This window comes from Streptomyces sp. ADMS (assembly GCF_033441795.1).
Taxonomy (GTDB): Bacteria; Actinomycetota; Actinomycetes; order Streptomycetales; family Streptomycetaceae; genus Streptomyces.
In genome coordinates this window covers 33,291-57,993 of the sequence record NZ_JAVFVX010000052.1, presented here as the reverse complement: position 1 = coordinate 57,993, position 24,703 = coordinate 33,291, and the positions used below count along the sequence as shown (strand labels likewise).

19 protein-coding genes, 1 pseudogene and 1 riboswitch are annotated in these 24,703 nt (G+C 71.4%); of the genes and pseudogenes, 13 read left to right on the top strand and 7 right to left on the bottom strand.

The annotated features are described in order from the left end of the window. Positions 1-71 precede the first annotated feature (71 nt). From RB628_RS22860 to RB628_RS22850, 3 genes are all read right to left on the bottom strand, one after another. Positions 72-893: an enoyl-CoA hydratase/isomerase family protein gene (locus tag RB628_RS22860; RefSeq protein ID WP_318322375.1), complete on the bottom strand. Its 822-nt coding sequence runs from the start codon at positions 891-893 to the stop codon at positions 72-74. Between the two features lie 136 nt (positions 894-1,029). Beyond that, positions 1,030-1,251 (bottom strand): helix-turn-helix domain-containing protein, encoded by a 222-nt coding sequence (locus RB628_RS22855; RefSeq protein ID WP_006123601.1) that lies wholly within the window; start codon positions 1,249-1,251, stop codon positions 1,030-1,032. Positions 1,252-1,603: 352 nt separating this feature from the next. Further along, positions 1,604-3,202, bottom strand: coding sequence for an ABC-F family ATP-binding cassette domain-containing protein (locus RB628_RS22850; protein ID WP_318322374.1), 1,599 nt, complete (start codon positions 3,200-3,202; stop codon positions 1,604-1,606). Between the two features lie 278 nt (positions 3,203-3,480). Between RB628_RS22850 and RB628_RS22845 the strand changes: the two genes are divergently transcribed. Then, positions 3,481-3,894, top strand: a complete 414-nt coding sequence (locus RB628_RS22845; protein WP_318322373.1) for a VOC family protein — start codon at positions 3,481-3,483, stop codon at positions 3,892-3,894. Positions 3,895-3,920: 26 nt separating this feature from the next. Here RB628_RS22845 and RB628_RS22840 read toward each other — a convergent pair whose 3' ends face one another. The 3 genes from RB628_RS22840 to RB628_RS22830 form a co-directional block, all read right to left on the bottom strand. Beyond that, positions 3,921-5,333: a hypothetical protein gene (locus RB628_RS22840; protein WP_318322372.1), complete on the bottom strand. Its 1,413-nt coding sequence runs from the start codon at positions 5,331-5,333 to the stop codon at positions 3,921-3,923. A gap of 235 nt (positions 5,334-5,568) precedes the next feature. After that, on the bottom strand, positions 5,569-6,696 hold the full coding sequence (locus RB628_RS22835) for an alpha/beta hydrolase (protein ID WP_318322371.1): 1,128 nt from the start codon (positions 6,694-6,696) through the stop codon (positions 5,569-5,571). 102 nt (positions 6,697-6,798) lie between these two features. Further along, a complete protein-coding gene (locus RB628_RS22830) occupies positions 6,799-7,521 on the bottom strand; it encodes a class II aldolase/adducin family protein (RefSeq protein WP_318322370.1) in 723 nt (240 codons plus the stop codon). 201 nt (positions 7,522-7,722) lie between these two features. Between RB628_RS22830 and RB628_RS22825 the strand changes: the two genes are divergently transcribed. From RB628_RS22825 to cobI, 10 genes and pseudogenes are all read left to right on the top strand, one after another. Beyond that, on the top strand, positions 7,723-8,496 hold the full coding sequence (locus RB628_RS22825) for a GH25 family lysozyme (protein ID WP_412180708.1): 774 nt from the start codon (positions 7,723-7,725) through the stop codon (positions 8,494-8,496). A gap of 142 nt (positions 8,497-8,638) precedes the next feature. After that, the gene (locus RB628_RS22820) at positions 8,639-9,880 is read left to right on the top strand and encodes an inorganic phosphate transporter (protein WP_318322369.1); all 1,242 of its coding nucleotides are present in this window, start codon (positions 8,639-8,641) and stop codon (positions 9,878-9,880) included. 44 nt (positions 9,881-9,924) lie between these two features. Continuing rightward, positions 9,925-10,146 carry a hypothetical protein gene (locus RB628_RS22815; RefSeq protein WP_318322368.1) on the top strand — a complete coding sequence of 74 codons (222 nt, stop codon included), beginning with the start codon at positions 9,925-9,927 and terminating at the stop codon, positions 10,144-10,146. A gap of 143 nt (positions 10,147-10,289) precedes the next feature. Beyond that, positions 10,290-10,432: riboswitch (cobalamin riboswitch) on the top strand. 99 nt (positions 10,433-10,531) lie between these two features. Continuing rightward, positions 10,532-11,500, top strand: a complete 969-nt coding sequence (locus RB628_RS22810) for a cobalamin biosynthesis protein (RefSeq protein ID WP_318322367.1) — start codon at positions 10,532-10,534, stop codon at positions 11,498-11,500. Beyond that, complete coding sequence (locus tag RB628_RS22805) at positions 11,497-13,044, top strand: cobyric acid synthase (protein WP_318322366.1); 1,548 nt, start codon at positions 11,497-11,499, stop codon at positions 13,042-13,044. Before RB628_RS22810 ends, RB628_RS22805 begins: the two co-directional genes overlap by 4 nt. Beyond that, positions 13,041-16,697, top strand: a complete 3,657-nt coding sequence (cobN, locus tag RB628_RS22800; RefSeq protein ID WP_318322365.1) for a cobaltochelatase subunit CobN — start codon at positions 13,041-13,043, stop codon at positions 16,695-16,697. The genes RB628_RS22805 and cobN overlap by 4 nt, the downstream gene beginning before the upstream one ends. Then, complete coding sequence (locus RB628_RS22795) at positions 16,694-18,712, top strand: putative cobaltochelatase (protein ID WP_318322364.1); 2,019 nt, start codon at positions 16,694-16,696, stop codon at positions 18,710-18,712. The genes cobN and RB628_RS22795 overlap by 4 nt, the downstream gene beginning before the upstream one ends. Further along, entirely contained in the window at positions 18,712-19,311 is a 600-nt protein-coding gene (gene cobO, locus RB628_RS22790) for a cob(I)yrinic acid a,c-diamide adenosyltransferase (protein WP_318322363.1), read from the top strand. The genes RB628_RS22795 and cobO overlap by 1 nt, the downstream gene beginning before the upstream one ends. Beyond that, positions 19,311-20,897: pseudogene (locus RB628_RS22785) on the top strand (cobyrinate a,c-diamide synthase); the annotation flags it as partial. The gene cobO and the pseudogene RB628_RS22785, both read left to right, overlap by 1 nt. After that, positions 20,882-21,631 (top strand): precorrin-2 C(20)-methyltransferase, encoded by a 750-nt coding sequence (gene cobI, locus RB628_RS22780; protein WP_318322361.1) that lies wholly within the window; start codon positions 20,882-20,884, stop codon positions 21,629-21,631. The pseudogene RB628_RS22785 and the gene cobI, both read left to right, overlap by 16 nt. Before the next feature lie 29 nt (positions 21,632-21,660). Here the strand turns inward: cobI and RB628_RS22775 are convergent, their stop codons facing one another. After that, positions 21,661-22,401 (bottom strand): ZIP family metal transporter, encoded by a 741-nt coding sequence (locus tag RB628_RS22775; RefSeq protein WP_318322360.1) that lies wholly within the window; start codon positions 22,399-22,401, stop codon positions 21,661-21,663. Between the two features lie 98 nt (positions 22,402-22,499). Here RB628_RS22775 and cobM point away from each other — a divergent pair, with 98 nt between their 5' ends. Together cobM and cbiE are read left to right on the top strand one after the other, a co-directional pair. After that, positions 22,500-23,339, top strand: coding sequence for a precorrin-4 C(11)-methyltransferase (gene cobM / locus RB628_RS22770; RefSeq protein ID WP_318322359.1), 840 nt, complete (start codon positions 22,500-22,502; stop codon positions 23,337-23,339). Next, positions 23,336-24,604, top strand: coding sequence for a precorrin-6y C5,15-methyltransferase (decarboxylating) subunit CbiE (cbiE, locus tag RB628_RS22765; protein WP_318322358.1), 1,269 nt, complete (start codon positions 23,336-23,338; stop codon positions 24,602-24,604). Before cobM ends, cbiE begins: the two co-directional genes overlap by 4 nt. Positions 24,605-24,703 lie beyond the last annotated feature (99 nt).

The window sequence follows — 24,703 nt, the reverse complement described above, 5'->3', positions numbered from 1 at the left end:
ACACGTGTGAGGGGCCGCTGCCGTGGGCCCACGGCAGCGGCCCCTCACACGTGTGTCCGATGACGGGAGTGTCAGTCGCCGACGCCCGCGAGGTCCCGCAGCCGGCGGGCCTGGGCGGCACGTTCGGCGGTGCGCTGCTCGTCGTACGTGCGGCCCTGGACGCCGCGCAGCAGCGCCTTCGTCTCGACGAGGGCGTCGCGGGGCGCGGCGAGCAGCGCGGCCGACAGATCGCGTACGGCGTCGTCGAGTTGCCCGGCCGGTACGGCGATGTTGGCAAGGCCCGTGTTCACGGCCTCCTCGGCCTGGACGAAGCGGCCGGTCGCGCAGATCTCCAGCGCGCGGGCGTAGCCGACCAGGCCGACGAGCGGATGGGTGCCCGTCAGGTCGGGGACGAGGCCCAGGCTGGTCTCGCGCATGGCGAACTGCACGTCGTCGGCGACGACGCGCAGGTCACAGGCGAGCGCGAGCTGGAAGCCCGCGCCGACGGCGTGTCCCTGGACGGCGGCGATGGACACCAGGTCAGTGCGCCGCCACCAGGTGAAGCCCTCCTGGTACCCGGCGATGGTTCCGTCCAGCGTGGCGTCGTCGCTGCGTGCGAGATCGATGAACGACGGCTCGCCGTCGAACCCCTCGGGCGTGAACGCCTGCCGGTCCAGTCCGGCCGAGAAGGACTTGCCCTCGGCACGCAGCACGACGACACGCACGGTGCCCGGCAGCAGCCGACCGGCCTCGGCCAGGGCCCGCCACAGAGCGGGGCTCTGCGCATTGCGCTTGGCCGGGTTGGCCAGCGTCACCGTGGCGACCGCGTCGTCGACGGTAAGCCGTACGCCGTCCTTGTCGAGTACGGAAAATTCGGGACCTCGGCCAACAACGTCCTGGTCGAACGAAGCCATGGGGCGCCTCCGATGGGTGCGGTCGGATCAGGTGCGTGTCCCCTGCGGGACACACCTAAGTGACTGCACAGTAACCACCCGGCCGGTCAGCCGACCGACCGGGTGGTCACCATCGAAGCCGACGAGTCGCCGGGGATCAGGCCGAAGCGGCCTTCTTGCCCCGTGTCGCCCCGCCCCGTCCACGGAGCGTGACGCCCGACTCGCTGAGCATCCGGTGTACGAAGCCATACGAGCGACCGGTTTCTTCGGCCAGCGCTCGAATGCTCGCACCGGAGTCGTACTTCTTCTTCAGGTCTGCCGCGAGCTTGTCGCGCGCGGCGCCGGTTACCCGGCTGCCCTTCTTCAGAGTCTCGGCCACCCGTGCCTCCTCGTGGGAAGTGCGCTCTGGTCCTCTCATGATCACCCCTCAGGCGCCTCATGGCCACCCATTCGGCAAGGTCCGTGAGACAAGGTTTTGACGACAGGAGTGCATCCCCACAAGCGGAATTTGTAATTCCGCACATGGTTGTCCGTACGGCCGAACGAGTTGATTCGCGAATTGCCTGGTCAGGAACGTGCGACGGCCGGGCCCTTGTCGAAGAACGGCCCGGCCGCGAAATCGATGTAGGACACACCTCGGTATGAGGAGATCTCACACAGATGATGGATCACGGATCGGCCGAATGATCCATAGGAAGTGGATCAGCGATTCGATCACGTGACCGTGACCGTCAGGCGAGGGCCACCAGGTCCGCGTAGTCGGCTCCCCAGAGGTCCTCCACGCCGTCCGGCAGCAGGATGATCCGCTCCGGCTGGAGCGCCTCGACGGCGCCCTCGTCGTGGGTGACGAGGACGACGGCGCCCTTGTACGTGCGCAGCGCGCCGAGGATCTCCTCGCGGCTGGCCGGGTCGAGGTTGTTCGTCGGCTCGTCGAGGAGGAGCACGTTCGCGGAGGAGACCACCAGGGTCGCGAGGGCGAGGCGGGTCTTCTCGCCGCCGGAGAGGACGCCGGCGGGCTTGTCGACGTCGTCGCCGGAGAACAGGAACGAGCCGAGCGTCTTGCGGACCTCGACCAGGTCCAGGTCGGGGTTGGCGGAGCGCATGTTCTCCAGGACCGAGCGCTCGGGGTCGAGGGTCTCGTGCTCCTGCGCGTAGTAGCCGAGCTTGAGTCCGTGGCCCTCGATGACCTCTCCGGTGTCGGGCTTCTCGGCGCCGCCGAGGAGGCGCAGGAGGGTCGTCTTGCCGGCGCCGTTGAGGCCGAGGATGACGACGCGGGAGCCCTTGTCGATGGCCAGGTCGACGTCGGTGAAGATCTCCAGGGAGCCGTACGACTTCGACAGGCCCTCCGCCATGAGCGGGGTCTTGCCGCAGGGCGCGGGATCGGGAAAGCGCAGCTTGGCGACCTTGTCGGAGACCCGTACCGCGTCGAGCCCGGCGAGCAGCCGGTCGGCGCGCTTGGCCATGTTCTGCGCGGCGACCGTCTTGGTGGCCTTGGCGCGCATCTTGTCGGCCTGCGCGTTCAGCGCGGCGGCCTTCTTCTCGGCGTTCTGGCGCTCGCGTTTACGGCGCTTCTCGTCGGCCTCGCGCTGCTGCTGGTAGAGCTTCCAGCCCATGTTGTAGACGTCGATCTGGGCCCGGTTGGCGTCCAGGTAGAACACCTTGTTGACGACCGTCTCGACCAGGTCGACGTCGTGGGAGATCACGATGAAGCCGCCGCGGTAGGTCTTCAGGTAGTCGCGCAGCCAGACGATCGAGTCCGCGTCGAGGTGGTTGGTCGGCTCGTCGAGCAACAGGGTGTCCGCGTCCGAGAACAGGATGCGGGCCAGTTCGATACGGCGCCGCTGACCGCCGGAGAGCGTGTGCAGGGGCTGGCCGAGCACCCGGTCGGGCAGGTTGAGCGCGGCGGCGATCGTCGCGGCCTCGGCCTCCGCGGAGTACCCGCCCTTGGTGAGGAACTCCGTCTCCTGGCGCTCGTACTGCCGCATGGCCTTCTCGCGTGTGGCGCCCGAGCCGTTGGCGATGCGCTGCTCGTTCTCACGCATCTTGCGGATCAGGGTGTCCAGGCCGCGCGCGGAGAGGATGCGGTCGCCGGCCATCATGTCCAGGTCGCCGGTGCGGGGGTCCTGGGGGAGGTAGCCGACCTCGCCGGAGCGGGCGACCTGGCCCGCGGCGGGGATGCCCTCACCCGCGAGGACCTTGGTGAGGGTCGTCTTGCCGGCGCCGTTGCGGCCGACCAGGCCGATGCGGTCGCCCTTGGTGATGCGGAAGGTGGCGGACTCGATGAGGACACGGGCGCCGGCGCGCAGCTCGATACCGGAGGCGGAGATCACGGACAGACTCCAGGGCGGGGTTGTTGGCGGGGTGGGCGGCTGAGGACGTTCCCGCCGTCTAATGCGCGAGGAGAATGGCCATGCGGCAAGTCTAACGGGGTCGTGCAAGCCACTTTTTCTGCGTCCAGGTGTTCGGAACGGGTCCTCCGTTCGGACCGGTCCTGCGACGCCGCAGCTCGGCGGGCGTTGTCAGTGGCCGGTGCAAGACTGGGCGCAGGCGATTTTTCGGGTTTCTGGTTTCTGGTTGTCCGGCAACGGGACTTGAGGGAGTGATGGGCATGGCAGGCACGAGCGGCGGGCGTCCCAGCGTCTACCCGACACTGGTGTACGCGGACGCGAAGGCGGCGATCAGGCAGCTCACGGAGGCGTTCGGCTTCACCGAGGCGTCGGTGTACGAGGGGGAGGACGGCTCGGTGCTGCACGCCGAGCTGGTGCAGGGCAACGGCGCGGTGATGCTCGGCTCGAAGGGAACCGGCGGCGTCTTCGACAAGGCGATGAAGGACGCGGGCACGTGCGGGGTGTACGTCGTCGTGGACGACGTCGACGCACACCACCAGCAGGCCCTGGAGCACGGCGCGGAGATCCTGATGCCCCCGACGGACCAGGACTACGGCTCGCGCGACTACATGGCGCGCGACATCGAGGGCAACGTCTGGAGCTTCGGCACGTACGCGCCTGAGATACAGGCCTGACCGTCTCCGTCCGCCCCGGACAGGCCCTAGTTTCCTCCGGTGTGCACCTGGAAGGCGGCCCGGCGTACGGCCTTGGCCAGGGCCGGATCGGGGTGGGCGGCGGCGAGGGCGACCAGGACCTGGACGGTGCGGGGGTGGCCGACCGCGCGCACCTCGTCGAGGAGCGCAGGGATGGTGGGCTGCACCGCGGACTCCAGGTGGCGTACGAGCAGCGGTGCCTCGCCGTGGTCGGCGACAGCCGCGGCGGTGTCCACCCACATCCAGGTGGCCTCCTCGCGGGTGAGCACCTCGTAGGCGTCCTCCGGGTCGATCCCGTCGTGCTCGGCCAGCCACAGCAGGGCGTACGGCCGCAGCGGGGTCTGCTCCGCCACGGCGCGCACGTCGGGCTCGGCGGGACCGCCGACCACTCGGAGCGCCTCGAAGGCCAGACCGCGCAGCAGGGCGTCCTCGCCACGGGCGGCGTCGAGGAGTTCGGCGACGGCACTGCCGACGGGCCGGGCGGCGAGCCAGGCACGGTACTCGGCCCGGGCCGCGTTGGGACGCAGCTGGGAGCAGCCGCGCAGCATGTCCTCGGCGTTCTGCTCGATGTTGCCGGCCGGGCTCTGCGCGGCGACGCAGATCTGCTCCAGCTTGACCCAGACCGCCCAGCTGCCGAGCGGGGTGAGCGTGGCATGGCCGTCGCCGTAGGTGAGGGCGCCGACGGAGGCCAGGGCGTGCAGGGCCCAGTCGAGGAGGGGGGCGAGCGGGGTGTCCGCGACGGGGGCCGTCTCCGGCTGCTGCGGCAGCGGCTCGGGCTGGGGACCGTACGGGATCTCGCAGCGCTCGGTGCGCAGTTCCGTGACCCGCTGTTCCAGGAGGTCCAGGAGCTGCTCCATGGGGACGGGTCCCGCGGAGAGCTGGAGGAAGGAGAGTACCTGGGGCATCGCGGAGACAACCTCGGCGACGGCGGCGGGTTCGTGGTCCGCGGCCTCCGGGTGGGCGATCGACCAAGCGTCGAAGAGGGCGACCCAGCCGCGCAGTACGGCGCTGTCGTCGCGGTTCCAGGCGCGCAGCCGCCAGCCGGGGCGTGCGATGTCGCCGTGCACCTCGACCAGGCCGGCGAGCCGGGCGGTGTCCCAGTCGTGTCGGACCTGATCCGGGGTCAGTCCCAGTTCGGAGGCTGCTCGTTCGGCGGTGGCGTCGGACAGGGTGCCCCTGCCGTCGGAGGCCCCGCCGTCACGGCCGGGGCGGAGTGCGGGGTCGGTCCAGCGGGCGACACGGGCCGCGCCGGCCAGACCGGAGCGGGCCATTCTGGCCAGTTCCGCCGGTGCCGGTGTGCCCTCGGGCGGACGGGGTGCGGGGCGGCGCGAGCGCCGCTGGTTCATTGCTCGTGGGGCGGCGGCCAGGGGTCGCTGGCGGACGAGTCGAAGCCTGGAGTCGCGCGGGATACGGGACGTCACGGGTGCAGTCTTCCGGTTGACGGTCCGAAAACCCAAACGGAATGCCACGGCGGGCCACGGGGCCGGCCGGTCGAGGGGGTTCGGGCGGGGGGCCAGGGGGGTGTTCAAGCCAGTGGTCCAGCCTTGAACGGAAGGGGGTTCACGGAAAGGCCGTCCGTGGGTGAGGTGCTGCGGACCAGGCGTTTCGCGGGCGGGTGGCCGGCGGGGCCGCCCACGGCCCGGGCAGCGGGGCCGCCTACATCAGCGGGGTCAGGAAGCGGCGCAGGGCTTCCTCGTACGTCGCCGGGTCCGCGTTCCACATCGCGCCGTGCGGGGCGTCCGGGACCTGGTGCAGGGTGATCAGGTCGGGGCGGCGGGCCGCGAGGCGGCGCGACGGCGTCCAGGGAGCGATCGTGTCGGCGGGGCCGTGGAAGATCAGGGCCGGAACGGTGAGCCGGGCGGGGTCGGCGGCCTCGTCGATGCGGTCGCCGTGCAGACCGGTACGGCCCTGGGCGGCGCGTACCGCCAGCGGCAGCAGCGCGCCCGGGGTGCGGCGGGCCGTGGCGAGGGCGCGCAGGGTGGTCTCCCAGCTGAGCACCGGCGAGTCCAGGACCAGCCCGGAGACACGGTCACGGAGCGCGGAGTGGGCGGCGGCCCGCAGGGCCATGGTGGCGCCGGTGGACCAGCCGTACAGGACGACGTGCTCGGCGCCGTGGCGCAGGGCGTACCGGATCGCCGCGTCGAGGTCGCGCCACTCGGTCTCGCCGAGGTGGCCCAGACCGTCCTGGGGCCGGGGCGCGCCGGGATCGCCCCGGTAGGCGAGGTCGAGGACCGGGAACAGCTGGCGGTACAGGAACGGCAGCACGTTCAGGGGGTGCTCACGGGTGGCGCCGAGGCCGTGCACGGTGATCACCCAGGTGCTGCGCGCGCCGGGCACGAACCACGCGGGCAGGGCGCCGAGTTCACCGGGGACCTCGATGTCGAGGTGGTCGAGTCCGAGGGCGGCGCCGGGGTCGCCGACGTACACGTTCGGGATGAGCCAGACCCTGTCCCGGGGTTCCAGGGTGCCGTGGGTGACCCGTTGAAGGCGGCGTACGACGGTGTCGGCGGAGTGGGCCGCGTGGTGCAGGACGGGACCGACGACCGCGTGGACCCTGTCGCCGGCGAGACCGTAGGTGCCGGGGCGCTGGGAGGCCAGGGCACGGGTGAGCGCGACCCGGCCGGCCGCGGTGGAGTGCACGGTGAGCCGGGGTTCGGTGGGCAGGGGCCTGCCGGGGGGCGCCTTGAGAGCGGCGTCGCTGGCATAGCGGCCGGCGGCCACACTGGCGGCACCGGCTGCCAGGGCTACGGTGACGGCCGCGGCCGTCGCGGTGACTGGGCGCACGGACCCAGTCTCGTTGCGGAGCGCTCCGGCGGCCAGCGGGAGGACGGAACGGGGGTGAGGTCCCTCCCCCGCGACCCCCACCCCCGCCCCCCACGACCCCCGCTACCCCCGTTGCCCGTACCCCTTGAGCCGCTCCGCCGCCTCTCGCACCTGGTCCTCCGACAGGAGCGTCGGGGACAGTCCGGGCAGGGAGGACGCCGTCAGCCAGACGCGGCACATCCACTCCAGCTGGGCGGTGCGGTCGTACGCCTGGTCGAGGGTGGCTCCGTGGGCGATCGTGCCGTGGTTCTGGAGGAGACAGGCGGCGCGGCCGGCCAGGGCCCCGAGCATGTTCTCGGCCAGCTCCTCCGTGCCGTAGGCCGCATACGGGGCGACTCGGACGGGACCGCCGAGGTCGCCCGCCATGTAGTGGATCAGCGGCAGCTCACGCAGCAGCGTCGAGACGGCCGTCGCGTGCACGGCATGGGTGTGGACGACGGCGCGGGCGTCGGTGGCGCGGTAGACGGCGAGATGCATGGGCAGTTCGCTCGTCGGGGTCAGGGTGCCGAGGATCTGGCGGCCGGTCAGGTCGACGCCCACGGTGTCGTCGGGGGTGAGCCGGTCGTACGGAACGCCGGTCGGGGTGACCAGGACGGTGTCCCCGACGCGCACGGAGACGTTGCCGGAGGTGCCGACCACAAGACCGTCCGCCACGGTGCGACGGGCCGTCGCGACGAGCCCGGCCCAGGCGAGTTCCGTCTCGCCGGGCGTGGCGCCCCCCTCCTCCGCGCCCGCCCCCTGCGCGCTGTCCCGCACGTCACGTCCGTCCCGTCGCCGCTCAGCCATGCCCCTGATCCTGTCAGGCGCGGTCCCTGGACGGCACCGGGCGAGGGCACTGCAGGCCGTAACCGTGGCGACCGTAAGGGCGCGTATGCGTGCGCATCGGCGTTTTCGCGCGCTTTGGCCGGGGAACGCCGAAGAACTGCCGGTCTTCCAGCAGCCTCCTGGAGATTTGTCACGCGCGCAGCCGTTCCGGGGGGGGGACACCTGGCCCGTGATCTCAAGCTGTTCCCACGCGTCCATCGCCAACCGTTCCGCCGCCGCTCCCGCGCCCTCGCGGCCACCGCGGCGGCGATCGCCATCGGCGGGACCGTCCTGACGGAGGTTCCGGTCTCGGCTGCGGGGAAGCCGAAGGGGCACGACGTCTCGTCGCACCAGAAGAACGTCGACTGGCAGTCCGCGAAGGCGAAGAGCGCCACCTTCGTGTACGTCAAGGCGACCGAGTCCCACACCTACCGCAGTCCGTACTTCAGCCGGCAGTACGCCGGTTCACGGGCCGCCGGCCTGATCCGCGGCGCCTGCCACTTCGCCCTGCCGGACAGGCCGTCAGGCATCACCCAGGCCCGGTACTTCGTACGCAACGGCGGGGCCTGGCGTGCGGAAGGCTGGACGCTGCCGCCCGCGCTCGACATCGAGTACAATCCGTACGGCAAGCAGAAGTGCCACGGCCTCGGCAAGGCGAGGATGGCCGGCTGGATCACGGCCTTCAGCGATGAGGTCAACCGGCTCACCGGCCGCCGTCCGGTGAGCTACACGACCGCCCACTGGTGGAACACCTGCACGAACAGCAGCAGCGCCTTCACCTCCAGGCACGCCCTGTGGCTGGCCCGCTACAACGCGGCAGACCCGGGGGCCCTGCCGTCCGGCGGACGGAAACTCTGGACCTTCTGGCAGTACGACAACAGCGGCTCGCTGCCGGGTGACCAGAATCTCTTCAACGGGACGTCGGCCCAACTCAAACGGTTCGCGCAGGGGGCCTGAGAAGGGGGCGTCGCCCGTCCGGCCCATCCGGAGGAGCGGCGCCCCATTTCAAGTCACCCACCATCCCCCATCAGTTCACCTTCCGTTCATCCAGGTTGCCTACGGTCCACCAGGCACTGACGTCCCGAAGAAATCTGGGTAAATGGAAAGCTTCTCGCTGATCCTCGCGATCGTGGTCGTCACCGCGCTTGCGTTCGATTTCACGAACGGTTTCCACGACACCGCCAACGCGATGGCCACCACCATCTCGACCGGTGCGCTCAAGCCCAAGGTCGCGGTGGCCATGTCGGCCGTCCTCAACCTCGTAGGCGCTTTCCTTTCCGTCGAGGTCGCCAACACGATCTCCAAGGGCCTCGTCGACGAGAGCGGTATCCGTCCCGAGGTGATCTTCGCCGCGCTGGTCGGCGCGATCCTCTGGAACCTGCTGACCTGGCTGGTCGGGCTCCCCTCCAGTTCCTCGCACGCCCTGATGGGCGGCCTGATCGGCGCGACCATCGCCTCGGCGGGCACGAACGCCGTCCACGGCGACGTGCTGGTGACGAAGGTGCTGATCCCGGCGATCGCCGCGCCGCTGGTGGCGGGCATCGCGGCCATGCTGGCAACCCGCCTGTCGTACACGCTCGGCGCCAAGCGGGCCGAGGGCAAGGCGGCGGAGAAGGGCTACCGGGCCGGCCAGATCGCCTCCGCGGGCCTGGTGTCGCTGGCCCACGGCACGAACGACGCTCAGAAGACGATGGGCATCATCACCCTCGCCCTGGTCGCCGGCGGCGCGGTCGCCCCCGACTCCGACCCCCCGGTGTGGGTCATCCTCTCCGCGGGTCTGGCCATCGCGCTCGGCACGTACCTGGGCGGCTGGCGCATCATCCGGACGATGGGCAAGGGCCTGACCGACCTCCAGCCCCAGCAGGGCTTCGCCGCCCAGACCAGCGCGGCGACCGTCATCCTGGCCTCCTCCCACCTCGGCTTCTCCCTCTCCACCACGCACTCGGTGTCAGGCTCGGTGATGGGCGCGGGCCTCGGCCGCAAGGGCGGCGTGGTCCGCTGGTCGACGGCGACACGGATGTTCGTGGCCTGGGGGCTGACGCTGCCGGCGGCGGCGCTGGTGGGTGCGATCGCGGAGTGGGTGACCGGGTTCGGGGACTGGGGCACGGCCCTGGTGGCCGTCTTCCTGGTCGCTTCGAGCGCGGCGATCTGGATCGTGTCGCGCCGCGAGGTGATCGACCACACGAACGTCAACGACATCGAGAACGCGGAGCCCGGCATCGTGACGGCGGCCATGGCCGCCGTGACCCCGCCTCCGGCCGGCACCGTGACCGAGGACCTGACGGCCACCATCCCGGCTCCGGCCGAGGTCGCTGCGAAGCCGTCGGCGACGGCCCTCTGAGTCCGAGTCCCGGTCCGCGCAAGAAGGAAGCAGAAGGAAGCAACATGAAGATCGACTGGGTAGCCCTCGGCTCCGTCTTCGGCGTCAGCCTCGTCATCACCGTGGCCATGGTGGGCGTGTTCACCCTGGGCATCGTCGGCCTCTCGCGCAGCGAGCGGGCGGTGGCGCAGGGGGAATCGGCGCCGCTGGCCGTCACGGGTGCGTACGCGTGCTTCGCGGCCTGCACGGCCGTGGTGGCGTACGGGATCTATCTGATCGTGGCCTGAGGGCCGGACTCTTCCCCGACGCCCGCTCCGACTGTGGCCGCCCTGTGGGTGGTTGTGGTCGGGGCGGGCGTTTGTTCGTCTCGATCCGGTCGCGGTGTGGGGCTCAGCACAGTCCTCCATTCCAGGTCAGCGGCAAGTTGACGGGTGTTCCGGGCCCGTGGTGGACTGCCGGAGCCATGTACGGCGGCAGCAGAGGAAGCCGGTGCGAATCCGGCGCGGTCCCGCCACTGTCACCGGGGTAGGTAACCCCGGGAGCCAGGAACTCTCACCGCCGGTCTCGTCGAACCAGGGCGCGGACACCCTGAGTGAGGACATATCGCCATGTTCGGCTGCCTTTTGAGGTACAGCACCAGGTCGCTGTCCGACCCCACGGCTCGCTGAGCCGATGCGGGCCGATCGCGTCTTCGCGTACGGCGCCACCGCCGGACTCCTCGGTGACCTGATCCTGGGCGACCCTCGCCGCGGGCATCCGGTCGCCGCGTTCGGGCGGGCCGCCGGCGCTGTCGAGCGGGTGCTGTGGCGGGACCACCGGGGGTGGGGTGCGCTGCACACCGCCGTGTGTGTGGGAGGCGTCGTCTCCCTTGCCTGGGCGGCGGGTTCCCTCGTACGTCCGTCCCGTACCGCTTCCGTCGCGCTCACCGCCGCCGCCACCTGGGCCGTCGTCGGCGGTACCTCCCTCGGCCGGGAGGCGCGGGTCGTCGGCCGGTCCCTCCAGGCCGGCGATGTGGAGGGGGCCCGGGAGCGGCTGCCCCATCTCTGCGGACGCGATCCGCAGGCACTCGACTCCGACGGGATCGCCCGGGCCGTCGTCGAGTCCGTCGCCGAGAACACCTCCGACGCCGTGGTGGGCGCGCTGGTCTGGGGCGCCCTGGGCGGGGTGCCCGGGCTGGTCGGGTTCCGGGCCGTCAACACCCTTGACGCCATGGTCGGGCACAGGTCCGCCCGGTACCGGCGGTACGGGTGGGCCTCCGCCCGGCTCGACGACCTCGCCGGGTGGCCGGGGGCGCGGCTGACCGCCGTACTCGCCGCCGTCGCAGGCGACGATCCGCGCGGGGCCGTCCGTGCCTGGCGGGCCGATGCCGGGCGCCATCCCAGTCCCAACGCCGGGCCCGTCGAGGCCTCGTTCGCAGGGGCGTTGGGGGTTCGGCTCGGCGGGACGCTGTCGTACGGAGGGCGGGTCGAGCATCGGCCCGTGCTCAACGGCGAGGACGGGCGGGCCGTCGGCGTCCACGACATCGAGCGGGCCGTGCGGCTGTCCCGGCGCGTCACCTGGCTGGCTCTCGGGGTCAGTGTCGCCGGGCGGCTGCTCGCGAACACGAACACGAAGAGGAACGCGAAGGGGCTTGCCTCATGAGTGGTGGGAGCCGCGGTGGTGGGCTGCTCGTCGCCGGGACCACCTCCGATGCCGGCAAGAGCGTCGTCACCGCCGGGATCTGCCGGTGGCTGGTGCGCCAGGGGGTCAAGGTCGCGCCGTTCAAGGCGCAGAACATGTCCCTCAACTCCTTCGTGACGCGGGAAGGTGCCGAGATCGGGCGGGCGCAGGCCATGCAGGCGCAGGCGTGCCGGATCGAGCCGACGGCGCTCATGAACCCCGTGCTCCTGAAGCCGGGGAGCGAGCAGAGCAGTCAGGTCGTGCTCATGGGGAAGCCCGTGGGCGAGCTGAGTGCGCGCGGCTATCACGGGGGGCGGCAGCAGCAACTTCTCGGGACCGTGCTGGAGTGCCTCGCCGAACTCCGGGGCACGTATGACGCGGTGATCTGTGAGGGGGCCGGTTCTCCCGCCGAGATCAATCTCCGGCGCACCGACATCGTCAACATGGGAATCGCGCGCAACGCCCGGTTCCCTGTGCTGGTCGTCGGGGACATCGACCGCGGCGGGGTCTTCGCCTCCTTCTTCGGGACGGTCGCCCTGCTGTCTCCCGAGGACCAGTCGCTCGTCGCCGGGTTCCTCGTCAACAAGTTCCGGGGGGACGTCACCCTGCTGGAACCCGGGCTCGACATGCTGCTCGGGCTCACCGGACGGCCGACGTACGGCGTGTTGCCGTTCCGGCACGGCCTCGGCATCGACGAGGAGGACGGGCTGCGGGTCTCCCTGCGGGGGACGGTCCGGGAGTCGAACGTCGCCCCGCCCGTCGGGGAGGACGTGCTGCGGGTCGCCGTCTGTGCGGTCCCGCTGATGTCCAACTTCACCGACGTCGACGCGCTCGCCGCCGAACCGGGCGTCGTGGTGCGGTTCGTGGACCGGCCGGAGGAACTGGCCGACGCCGATCTCGTCGTCATTCCGGGGACGCGGGGGACGGTGAGGGCGCTGGCCTGGCTGCGTGAGCGGGGGCTGGCGGACGCCATCACGCGCCGCGCCGCCGAGGGGCGGCCCGTGCTCGGCATCTGCGGTGGCTTCCAGGTTCTCGGCGAGCACATCGAGGACGACGTCGAGAGCCGGCAGGGCCATGTCGAAGGGCTCGGGGTCCTTCCCGTGCGGGTGCGGTTCGCCCGCGAGAAAACCCTCACCCGGCCCGTCGGCACCGCCCTCGGCGAACCGGTCGAGGGGTACGAGATTCATCACGGGGTCGCCGAGGTCGCAGGCGGGGACCGGTTCATCTCTGATGACAGTGGACACAGCCTGGACGGGTGCCGGGTCGGGAGCGTCTGGGGTACGCACTGGCACGGCTCGCTCGAATCCGACGGGTTCCGGCGGGCGTTCCTGCGCGAGGTGGCCGCCGCCGCGGGCCGCCGCTTCGTGCCGGCCGCCGACACCTCCTTCGCCGGGCTGCGCGAGGAACAGCTCGACCTGCTCGGCGATCTCGTCGAACAGCACGCGGACACGGACGCGCTCTGGCGGCTCATCGAGTCGGGCGCGCCGCAAGGACTGCCTTTCATTCCACCGGGAGCGCCCGCATGAGCACAGTGTTGTTGTTGTCGACCGCCGACACGGACCTGCTGGCGGCCCGGGCCGCTTCCGGTGCCTCGTACCGGATCGGGAATCCGACCCGGGTGGATGTCGCGGAGGAACTGCCCGCGCTCGTCGAGGGCGCCGACATCGCCGTCGTACGGCTGCTGGGCGGGAAGCGGGCCTGGGAGGACGGGCTCGCCTGTCTCAGGGCGTCCGGTGTGCCCACCGTGCTGCTCGGCGGAGAGGCCGTGCCCGACGCCGAGTTGATGGCCGAGTCGTCGGTGCCCGCCGGGGTGGTCGCGGAGGCGCTGCGCTATCTCGTCGAGGGCGGTCCCGCCAACCTCGTGGAGATGGCGCGGTTCCTTTCCGACACCGTGCTGCTGACCGGTGAGGGGTTCGTCGAGCCGCGGAAGATGCCCGAGTACGGGGTGCACGGCTCGTACGCGCGGGAGAACGGCCGTCCGACCATCGGGGTGCTCTTCTACCGGGCCCACGAGCTCAGCGGCAACACCGGGTTCGTCGACACGCTCTGCGACGCGATCGAGGCGCGGGGCGCCAACGCCCTTCCCGTGTACTGCGGTTCCCTGCGCGGGGCCGACGCGGGTCTGTACGAGCTGCTCGCCGGCGCCGATGCCCTGGTCGCCACCGTCCTCGCCGCGGGCGGTACGCACGCCTCGGAGGCCTCGGCCGGCGGTGACGAGGAGGCCTGGGACATCGGGGCACTCGCCGACCTCGACGTGCCTGTGCTGCAAGGGCTTTGCCTCACGTCGTCGAGGGCCACGTGGGACGGGTCCGACGCCGCCCTCTCCCCCATGGACGCGGCGATGCAGGTCGCGATCCCCGAGTTCGACGGCCGGCTGATCACCGTGCCGTTCTCCTTCAAGGAGGACGGCCCCGACGGCGTACCCGTGTACGTCGCCGACCCCGAACGGGCCGCCCGCGTCGCCGGAATCGCCGTACGGCACGCCCGGTTGAAGCACAAGCCGAACGCCGACAAGAAGCTCGCCCTCGTCTTCACCGCCTACCCGACGAAGCACTCTCGCGTCGGCAACGCGGTGGGACTGGACACGCCCGCGTCGGCGGTACGGGTGCTGGACGCGCTGCGCGCCGCCGGGTACTCCCTCACCGAATACCCCGACAACGGCGACGAGTTGATCCACCGGCTCATCGCGGCCGGCGGTCACGACGTGGAGTGGCTGACGGAGGACCAGCTGGCCGCAGCGCCTGCGCGCGTGCCGCTCGCCGACTACCAGGCGTGGTTCGGCAAGCTGGACAGCGGGTTGCGGGACGGGATGCTGGAGGCGTGGGGCGAGGCGCCCGGCTCCCTGTACGTCGACGGGGACGACATCGTCCTGGCCTCCCTCCAGTTCGGGAACGTCGTCGTGATGATCCAGCCGCCGCGCGGCTTCGGCGAGAACCCGATCGCGATCTACCACGACCCGGACATGCCGCCCTCCCACCACTACATGGCGGCCTACCGCTGGCTGGAGAACTCATTCGGTGCGGACGCGGTCGTCCACATGGGCAAGCACGGCACCATGGAATGGCTGCCCGGCAAGGGACTCGGTCTGAGCAGGGGGTGCGGGCCGGACGCGGTGCTCGGTGAACTGCCCCTCGTCTACCCCTTCATCGTCAACGACCCCGGCGAGGGCACCCAGGCCAAGCGGCGCGGACACGCCACGGTCGTCGACCACCTCGTACCGCCGATGGCGCGCGCGGACACCTACGGCGACCTGGCGAAGCTGGAGCAGCTCCTCGACGAGTACGCGCTCGTCTCCGACCTGGACCCGACGAAGGCGCCGGCGGTGCGCGCGCAGATCTGGACGCTGGTCAAGGCGGCCGAGCTGCATCACGACCTGCATGTGGACGACCAGCCGGACGACGACGCTTTCGACGAGTTCGTCATGCACATCGACGGCTATCTGTGCGAGATCAAGGACGTACAGATCCGGGACGGGCTGCACATCCTCGGCGGCGGTCCGGAGGCCGAGCCGCGCGTGAACCTCGTCCTGGCCGTGCTGCGCGCCTCGCAGGTGTGGGGCGGCACGGCGAACGCGCTGCCGGGTCTGCGGGCCTGCCTCGCCGAGCACTTCGGGCTGGTCGAGAAGGAGTTGCTGGCCGAGCCGGGGGCCCCGGTGAAACTGCCGGTCGAGCTGACGGATCTCGTCGAGGGGCCGGCGCGCTCGGCGGCCGACGCGGTCGATCTGCTGGAGCAGCTGTGCCGGCGGCTCGCGGAGGGCATGGAGGAGCGGGCGTGGGAGGCCACGACGGTTCCGGCACTCGTACGGGACGTGCTGGGCCTCGAACTTCCGGCCGCCGTCGCGGTGTTGGAGTTCGCCTGCCGTGAGGTGGTGCCCCGGCTGGCCCGTACGACGGACGAGATCGACCACATCCTCAAGGCACTTGACGGCGGCTACGTCCCGGCGGGCCCCTCGGGCTCACCCACGCGCGGACTCGTGAACGTCCTTCCGACCGGCCGCAACTTCTACTCCGTCGACCCCAAGGCCATTCCGTCCAGACTGAGTTGGGAGGTCGGGCAGGCGCTCGCCGACTCGCTCGTGCAGCGGTATCTGACCGACAACGGCGAGTACCCGACGTCCGTCGGCCTGACGGTCTGGGGTACGTCGGCCATGCGGACGCAGGGTGACGACATCGCCGAGATCCTGGCGCTGCTGGGGTGCCGTCCCGTGTGGGACGACGCGTCCAGGCGGGTGACCGGGTTCGAGGTGGTGCCGGTGGCGGAGCTGGGGCGGCCTCGTATCGACGTCACGGTCCGTATCTCCGGGTTCTTCCGGGACGCGTTCCCGCACGTGGTCGGGCTGATCGACGACGCGGTGCGGGCGGTCGCGGACCTGGACGAGCCGGCCGAGTCCAACTTCGTACGGGCCCACGTGGACGCCGATGCCGCGGAGCACGGGGACCGGCGGCGGGCTACGGCGCGGATCTTCGGGTCGAAGCCGGGGGCCTACGGGGCTGGGCTGCTGCCGTTGATCGATGCGCGGAACTGGAGGTCGGACGCCGATCTCGCCGAGGTGTACGCCGTCTGGGGTGGTTACGCGTATGGGCGGGGGCTTGATGGGCGGGCGGCACGGGGGGACATGGAGACGGCGTTCCGGCGGATCGCGGTGGCGGCGAAGAATGTCGATACGCGAGAGCACGACTTGGTCGACGCCGACGATTACTTCCAGTACCACGGCGGCATGGTCGCGATGGTGCGGCATCTGACGGGGGCGAGTCCGGAGGCGTACGTCGGGGACTCCGCCACTCCCGACCAGGTGAAGACCAGGACGCTGGGCGAGGAGACCCACCGGGTGTTCCGGGCGCGGGTGGTCAATCCACGCTGGATGGCGGCGATGCGGCGGCACGGGTACAAGGGCGCGTTCGAGATGGCCGCGACCGTGGACTACCTCTTCGGGTACGACGCCACGGCCGGGGTCGTGGACGACTGGATGTACGAGAAGCTCAGCGCCGAGTACGTCTTCGACGCGGAGAACCGGGACTTCATGAAGACGTCCAACCCGTGGGCGCTGCGCGGGATCACGGAACGGCTGCTGGAAGCCGCCGACCGTGGGTTGTGGGCCGAGCCGGACGCCGACACGATCGAGCGGCTGCGCGCGACCTACCTGGAGCTCGAAGGCGACCTGGAGGGCGACGACAAGTGAGTACCCCGTTTCCGTTCACGGCCGTCGTCGGACAGGACGACCTGCGGCTCGCGCTGCTGCTGAACGCGGTCAGCCCCGCTGTCGGCGGCGTGCTCGTCCGTGGCGAGAAGGGCACCGCCAAGTCCACTGCCGTGCGCGCCCTTTCGGTACTTCTGCCCTCGGTGGACGTCGTCGCCGGATGCCGGTTCTCGTGCGATCCCGGGGGGCCCGATCCGGCCTGTCCCGATGGGCCGCACGAGGCCGGGGCCTACGAGTCCCGGGCCGCCCGTATGGTCGAGCTGCCCGTCGGTGCCTCCGAGGACCGGCTCGTCGGTGCCCTCGACATCGAGCGGGCGCTCGCGGAGGGCGTGAAGGCTTTCGAGCCGGGCCTGTTGGCCGATGCGCATCGCGGGATTCTGTACGTCGACGAGGTCAATCTGCTTCACGACCATCTCGTCGACCTGCTGTTGGACGCCGCCGCCATGGGAGCGTCGTACGTCGAACGTGAAGGTGTCTCCGTACGGCATGCGGCGAAGTTCCTGCTCGTCGGGACCATGAACCCGGAGGAAGGGGAGTTGCGGCCGCAGTTGCTCGACCGGTTCGGGCTGACCGTCGAGGTCGCGGCCTCGCGGGAGCCCGATCAGCGGGTGGAGGTTGTGCGGCGACGGCTGGCCTACGACGACGATCCTGCCGGGTTCACCGCTCGGTGGGCCGACGAGGAGACCTCCGTGCGGGCACGAATCGTCGCCGCGCGGGAGTTGTTGTCGTCCGTGCGGCTGGGCGACGGGGCGTTGCGGCAGATCGCCGCCACCTGTGCCGCCTTCGAGGTCGACGGAATGCGCGCCGACATCGTGATGGCGCGGACGGCCGTCGCACTGGCCGCCTGGGCCGGGCGTACCGACGTACTCGCGGAGGATGTCCGGCAGGCCGCGTTGCTTGCCCTGCCCCATCGGCGGCGGCGAAATCCCTTTGACGCGCCCGGACTTGACGAGAACAAGCTCGACGAGACGTTGGAGGAGTTCGGGCAGGGAGCGGGTGAGGACGAGGATCCCGACCCTGATCCTGATCCTGGGCCGGACGGGCCCGGTGGCGGCGGTGGCCAGGCCCCGGAGTCCGACGGTCCGCAGGGGGACGACGACGCCGCGCAGCCCGAGGCCGGGGAAGACGGGGAACCGCAGCCCTCGGGGGCCGGGTCCGGGGAACAGCAGCCCGTGCGGGCCGGCGAGCCGTTTCGTACCAAGGCGCTGAGCGTTCCCGGTGTGGGTGAGGGCGCTGCCGGTCGGCGTTCACGGGCGCGTACCGAGCGTGGGCGGACGACAGGGTCCCGTCGGCCTCAAGGGGCGCTCACCAAGCTGCACTTGGCGGCCACCGTGCAGGCCGCCGCGCCGCACCAGCGGGCGCGGGGGCGGGCCGGGCGCGGGCTGGTCGTGCGGCGGGACGATCTGCGGCAGGCCACTCGCGAGGGGCGCGAGGGCAATCTGGTGCTGTTCGTCGTCGATGCTTCCGGGTCGATGGCGGCCCGGCAGCGGATGAGTGCCGTCAAGGGCGCGGTGCTGTCGCTGCTGCTCGATGCCTATCAGCGGCGGGACAAGGTGGGCCTCGTGACGTTCCGGGGGGCGAGCGCCGAGGTCGCGTTGCCGCCGACGTCCTCGGTCGACGCGGCTGCGGCCCGGCTGGAGTCGTTGCCCACCGGTGGGCGGACGCCGCTGGGTGCCGGGCTGCTCAGGGCGCATGACGTGCTGCGGGTCGAGCGGCTGCGGGATCCCGCGCGGCGGGCGCTTGTCGTGGTCGTGACGGACGGGCGGGCCACCGGGGGGCCCGAGCCGGTCGCGCTGGGGGCGCGGGCGGCTCGGCTGTTCGCGGCCGAGGGCGTTGCTTCGGTCGTCGTGGACTGCGAGTCGGGTTTTGTCCGGCTGGGGCTTGCCTCGCAGCTCGCCGCTGAGCTGGGGGGTACCGCTGTGACGCTGGATGAGCTGCGGGCCGATTCGATCGCCGGGCTGGTCAGGGACGTTCAGGGCAACAGGAGGGCCGCGTAATGCCTCAGGGACAGCCGAGTGTCGTGCCGGACGACGGTCTGACGACCAGACAACGGCGTAATCGGCCGCTTGTCGTCGTGCACACGGGAGTGGGGAAGGGCAAGTCCACCGCCGCTTTCGGGCTTGCGCTGCGCGCCTGGAATCAGGGGTGGCCCATCGGGGTGTTCCAGTTCGTCAAGTCGGCGAAGTGGAAGGTGGGGGAAGAGAACGCGCTTCGGGTGCTGGGGGCCAGCGGGGAGGGCGGGTCCGTCGACTGGCACAAGATGGGCGAGGGCTGGTCGTGGGTTCAGCGCGACGAGCAGCTCGACAACGAGGAGAAGGCGCGGGAGGGCTGGGAGCAGGTCAAGCGGGATCTCGCCGCCGAGACGTACAAGCTGTACGTGCTGGACGAGTTCGCCTATCCCATGCACTGGGGGTGGGTCGATGTCGACGAGGTGGTCTCGGTGCTGCGGGACCGGCCGGGGACCCAGCATGTGGTGATCACCGGGCGGAACGCCCCCGAGAAGCTGGTCGAGTTCGCGGATCTTGTGACGGACATGTCCAAGGTCAAGCATCCGATGGACACCGGCCAGAAGGGGCAGCGGGGGATCGAGTGGTGACATCTGTGCCCCGGCTGGTCATCGCCGCGCCCTCCTCGGGCAGCGGCAAGACCACCGTCGCCACGGGGTTGATGGCCGCGTTCGCCGCGCGGGGGCTTGCCGTGTCTCCGCACAAGGTCGGGCCGGACTACATCGACCCCGGGTATCACGCCCTCGCCACCGGGCGGGTCGGACGCAACCTCGACGCGTACATGTGCGGGCCCGAGTTGGTCGGGCCGCTGTTCGCGCACGGGGCGCGCGGGTGTGACATCGCCGTGGTCGAGGGCGTGATGGGGCTGTACGACGGGGCCGCGGGCGAGGGTGAGCTCGCGTCCACCGCCCAGGTGGCCAAGTTGCTGCGGGCGCCGGTGGTGCTGGTCGTGGACGCGTCTTCGCAGTCCCGGTCGGTGGCGGCTCTGGTGCACGGGTTCGTGTCGTGGGACCCGGAGGTGCGGGTCGGGGGCGTGATTCTCAACAAGGTCGCGTCGGATCGGCATGAGGAGATGCTGCGGGAGGCGCTGGAGTCGGTGGGGGTGCCTGTGGTGGGGGTGCTTCGGCGGGTTCCGCAGGTCGATGTGCCGTCCCGGCATCTGGGGTTGGTGCCGGTTGCCGAGCGGCGTGGGGAGGCGCCGGCGGCTGTCGCGGCCATGGCCGCGCAGGTTTCGGCAGGGTGTGATCTCGAGGCGCTGTGGGGGTTGGCCCGGGGGGCTGGGGCGTTGGCGTGTGTGGCATGGGATGCGGCTGAGGTGTTGGCTTCCTCGGCCCCGCCGCCCCTGCCCGTCCCGTCCTCGCCCCGGGGGCTCCGCCCCCAGGCCCCCGGTCACGCTGAGGGCGCTCGTCCTCAAACTCCCCCGGACGGGCTGGAAACGCCGGGCGGCGCCTCAGAAATGCTTGAGGAGAGGCGGGAGATGGCGAGCGGCCCCTCCGAAGTGCCCGGGGACAGGCTGGAGATGCCCGGGCACGCCTCAGAAATGCCCGGAGACGGGCTGGGTTGGAACGCCAGGACACCTGTGATCGCTCTCGCCGGCGGAGCCGCCTTCACCTTCTCCTATGCCGAGCATGCCGAGCTGTTGCGGGCCGCCGGTGCCGATGTCGTCGTGTTCGATCCACTTCGGGATGAACAACTGCCCGACGGGACGCGCGGGTTGGTGATCGGTGGCGGGTTTCCCGAGGTGTACGCCGCCGAGCTGTCAGCCAACGAACCGCTGCGCGAGTCCGTCGCGGCCCTCGTGGACAGTGGTGCGCCTGTTGCCTCCGAGTGCGCCGGATTGCTGTATCTGTGCCGGGAGTTGGACGGGCAACCCATGTGCGGGGTGCTCGATGCCACCGCCCGGATGACCGACCGGCTCACCCTCGGCTATCGGGACGCCGTGGCCCTGAGTGACAGTTCGCTCGCGGTGGCCGGTACCCGGATGCGCGGGCACGAGTTTCATCGGACCGTCGTCGAGCCCGGGGCGGGTACGGCTCCCGCCTGGGGTGTGCGGGGTGCGGAACGGCGGGTCGAGGGATTTGTACAGCGCGGTGTGCACGCGAGCTATCTGCACACGCACTGGGCGTCCGCGCCCGGTGCAGCCCGTCGGTTCGTGGAGAGGTGCCGGACGTCATGAGCAGCATCAGCAGGCTTGTCGGTGTGGGGGTCGGGCCCGGTGATCCCGAGCTCGTGACCGTCAAGGGCGTCAACGCGTTGCGTGCCGCCGATGTCGTCGTCGTACCCGTGATGGACACCCTTGAGCGGGGGCGCGCCGAGGCCACCGTGCTGCACTACGTGCCCGCGGAGAAGGTCGTCCGGGTCGTCTTCGCGCTCAACGAGCGGTCCGACCATGCTCGGCGTGAGGCTGCCTGGGATGCCGCCGGTGCGCGGGTCGCCGAGTTGCTCGGCGCGCATTCCGTCGTCGCCTTCGCGACCATCGGTGATCCCAACGTGTACTCGACGTTCACCTATCTCGCCCACACGATCGGGGAGCTCGTGCCCTCCACCGTCGTCGAGACCGTGCCCGGTATCACCGCCATGCAGGACCTGGCGGCGCGGTCGGGAGCCGTGCTCACCGAGGGGACCGAACCGCTCACGCTCGTGCCCGTGACCGCGGGGGCCGCTGTGCTCAAGGAGGCTCTCAGCGGGCCGGGCACGGTCGTGGCGTACAAGTTCGGGCGGCAGGCCCGGGAGGTCGCCGAGGCGTTGCGGGAGAGCGGGCGGATCGGCGATGCCGTGTGGGGGTCCGCTCTGGGGCTGGCGGACGAGTCCATCCGGCCCGCGGACGAGCTCGACGGCGAGTCCCTCCCCTATCTGTCCACTCTCATCGCGCCCGCCCCGCGCGACGGCGGCCGGGGCGGCAAGTTGTGAACCACCCCCCGAAGGGCACTCGTCCGGGCTCAGCCCGACACGCCCACCACCAGCCAGATGAACGCCACGCCCGCGACCGTGCACAGCACCGTCGTGTGGGTGGGGTGTTCGTGGTGGGCCTCGGGGAGGATCTCGGCGGCGGCGAGGTAGAGCAGTACGCCGCCGAAGAGGCCGAGATAACCGCCGAGCGCCCGTTCGGGGATCGTGAAGAAGAGGGTCGAGGCGGCGCCCGCCACCGGGGCCGCCGCGTCGGCGAACAGCATGGCCACCGCCTTGCGCCGGGCGTTTCCGTAGAGGCTCGTGATCGTGTACGTGTTGAAGCCGTCGGCGAAGTCGTGGGCGATCACGGCGAGTGCGACCGCGAGGCCCATGCCGCCGCCCACCTGGAACGCGGCGCCGATCGCGATGCCGTCCATCGCGCTGTGGCCGACCATGGCCGCGGCGGCGGTCAGGCCCACCTGGGGCGTCCGGCCGCCGTTCTCACCGGTCCCCTTGGCGGCGCCGTGCGCGGCCTGTCGTACGGCGAGCAGACGTTCCACCAGATGGGCCAGCAGGAAGCCGGTGACGAACAGGAGCAGCGCGGCCGGTACGCCGAACACCTCCTGCCCCGCCGCGTCCAGCGCCTCCGGCAGCAGATCGAGGCCGACCACGCCCAGCATCAGGCCGCCGGCCAGGCCCAGGACCAGATGACGGCGGTCGGTCACCCGCAGTGCCGTCCAGCCGCCGGCCAGCGTCATCAGGAACGCGCCGAGCGCGACGAGAACCGCCATGTGCCCTTGCTATCCGATCGACCCGCCTTCGCGCACCTCCACACCCGCCCGCACACTGACTGACCTTTTCTCCATTCCGTACGAGAGGATCTCGCCCCATGGCTCCCACGGCCGACGCTTCCACTGGCGCTCCCACCGGCAAGGTGACGTTCGTCGGTGCCGGTCCCGGCGCCGCCGATCTGCTGACGTTCCGCGCCGCCCGCGCCATCGCCGAGGCGGACATCGTGATCTGGGCGGCCAGCCTTGTACAGGAGGCGGTTCTCGAACATGCGCGCGAGGGGGCGGAGATCCTCGACTCGGCGACCATGTCGCTGGAGGACGTCGTCGCCGTGTACGAACGTGCCGTGCGCGAGGGCCTGCGCGTGGCCCGTATCCACTCCGGCGATCCCGCGCTCTGGGGCGGTACCCAGGAGCAGGTCGACCGGTGTGCCGGCCTGGGGATCGAGACCGAGATCGTCCCCGGTGTCTCCTCCTTCTCCGCGGTCGCCGCCCTCGCCCAGCGCGAGCTGACCATTCCCGAGGTCGCGCAGTCCGTGATCCTCACCCGGCTGGGCGGCGGCAAGACGCCGATGCCGCCGGGGGAAGAGGTGCGCGAGTTCGCCCGGCACGGGACCACCATGGCGATCTTCCTGTCCGCCGCCCGTAGCGGGCAGCTCGTACGGGAGCTGCTGGAGGGTGGTTATCCGACCGCGACTCCGGTCGTCATCGCCTATCAGGCGTCCTGGCCCGAGGAGCTGGTCGTGCGGTGCACGATCGAGACGCTGGAGGAGACGGTCAAGGAACACAAGCTGTGGAAGCACACCTTGTTCCTGGTCGGCCCGGCCCTCGACGCCAGCGGCACCCGCTCGCACCTCTACCACCCCGGCCACTTCCACGGCTTCCGCAAGGCCGACCCGGCGGCCCGCCGGGCGCTGCGCGAGCGAGGGGCGAGTACGTGATCACCGTCATCGGTACGGGGACCGGGGCGCCGCTTCCACCGGACGCCACGGCCGCCGTCGCCGGGGCCGCGCTGGTCGTGGGCGGCCGGCGGCATCTGGCTGCCGTGTCGGCGGCGATGCCGGAGGGCGCCGAGCAGGTGGTCCTCGGGGCGCCGGCTCCGGCGCTCGACACCATCGAGGACTACGTCGGGAAGGAGCGGCCCGTTGTCGTGCTCGCCTCCGGTGATCCCGGGTTCTTCGGGATCGTGCGGGCGCTGGCCGAGCGGTTCGGGGCCGGACGGCTCGATGTCCGGCCGGGGGTGTCGTCCGTCGCGGCGGCGTTCGCCCGGGCCGGGCTGACCTGGGACGACGCGGTGGTCGTCAGCGCGCACGGGCGTGCGCTGCGTACGGCGGTCAATGTTTGCCGGGCGCGGCCCAAGGTGGCGGTGCTGACCGGACCGGGCGCCGGGCCCGCCGAGCTGGGCTCGGCGTTGGCCGACGGTCCGGGGGCGCGTGTTCTGGTCGTCGCCTCGGCGTTGGGCGATCCGGTCCTCGAACGCGTGGAGCGGGTCACGCCGACCGAGGCGGCGGCGCGGGACTGGGGTGACGCGGTCAGCGTGGTCCTCTGTCTCGACGAGGCGCGGACCGTTGCGCCCGTCCCCGTCACCGTCGCCGGGGCGTTCGCCGGGCCCGCCCAATGGGCCCTGGAAGAGGGCGAGTTCATCCACCGCGACTCGATGATCACCAAGTTCGAGGTACGGGCCCTGGCGCTGGCCCGGCTCGGGCCGCGCCTCGGCGACCTGGTGTGGGACATCGGCGCGGGCTCCGGGTCCGTGGCCGTGGAGTGCGCGCGGCTCGGGGCCGCCGTCGTCGCCGTCGAGAAGACGGCGGACGGAGCGGAGCGGGTCCGGGCGAACGCCGCCGCGCACGGTGTCGACGTGCGGGTGGTGAAGGGGAGCGCACCTGGTGACCTGCCCGCGCGGTCCGAACTCGACGACCCCGACGCCGTGTTCATCGGTGGGGGCGGGCACGAGCTGCCCGCGATCGTCACCGCGTGTGCGGGGCGGGCCCGGCGGACGGTGGTGGTCGCGATGGCCGCCCTGGACCGGGTACCGGCCGTGCGTGTGGCGCTCATCGGCGCCGGATTCACCTGCGACGGAGTGGTGTTGCAGTCCTCGCGGTTGGCGCCGCTGCCGGGGGATGCTGTCCGGCTCGCGGCGACCAATCCGGTTTTCCTGGTGTGGGGTGTCAGAACCCCGCTGCATCGAGAAGGAGTCGCTCTTTGAATCCTCTCCCCTCACACATGGGGGGGGAGATTCCTGGCTCACACTGCTCGTCGGCTCAGCGAACCATCGAGTCTGACGCGCTCTGCACCAGCCGGGTTG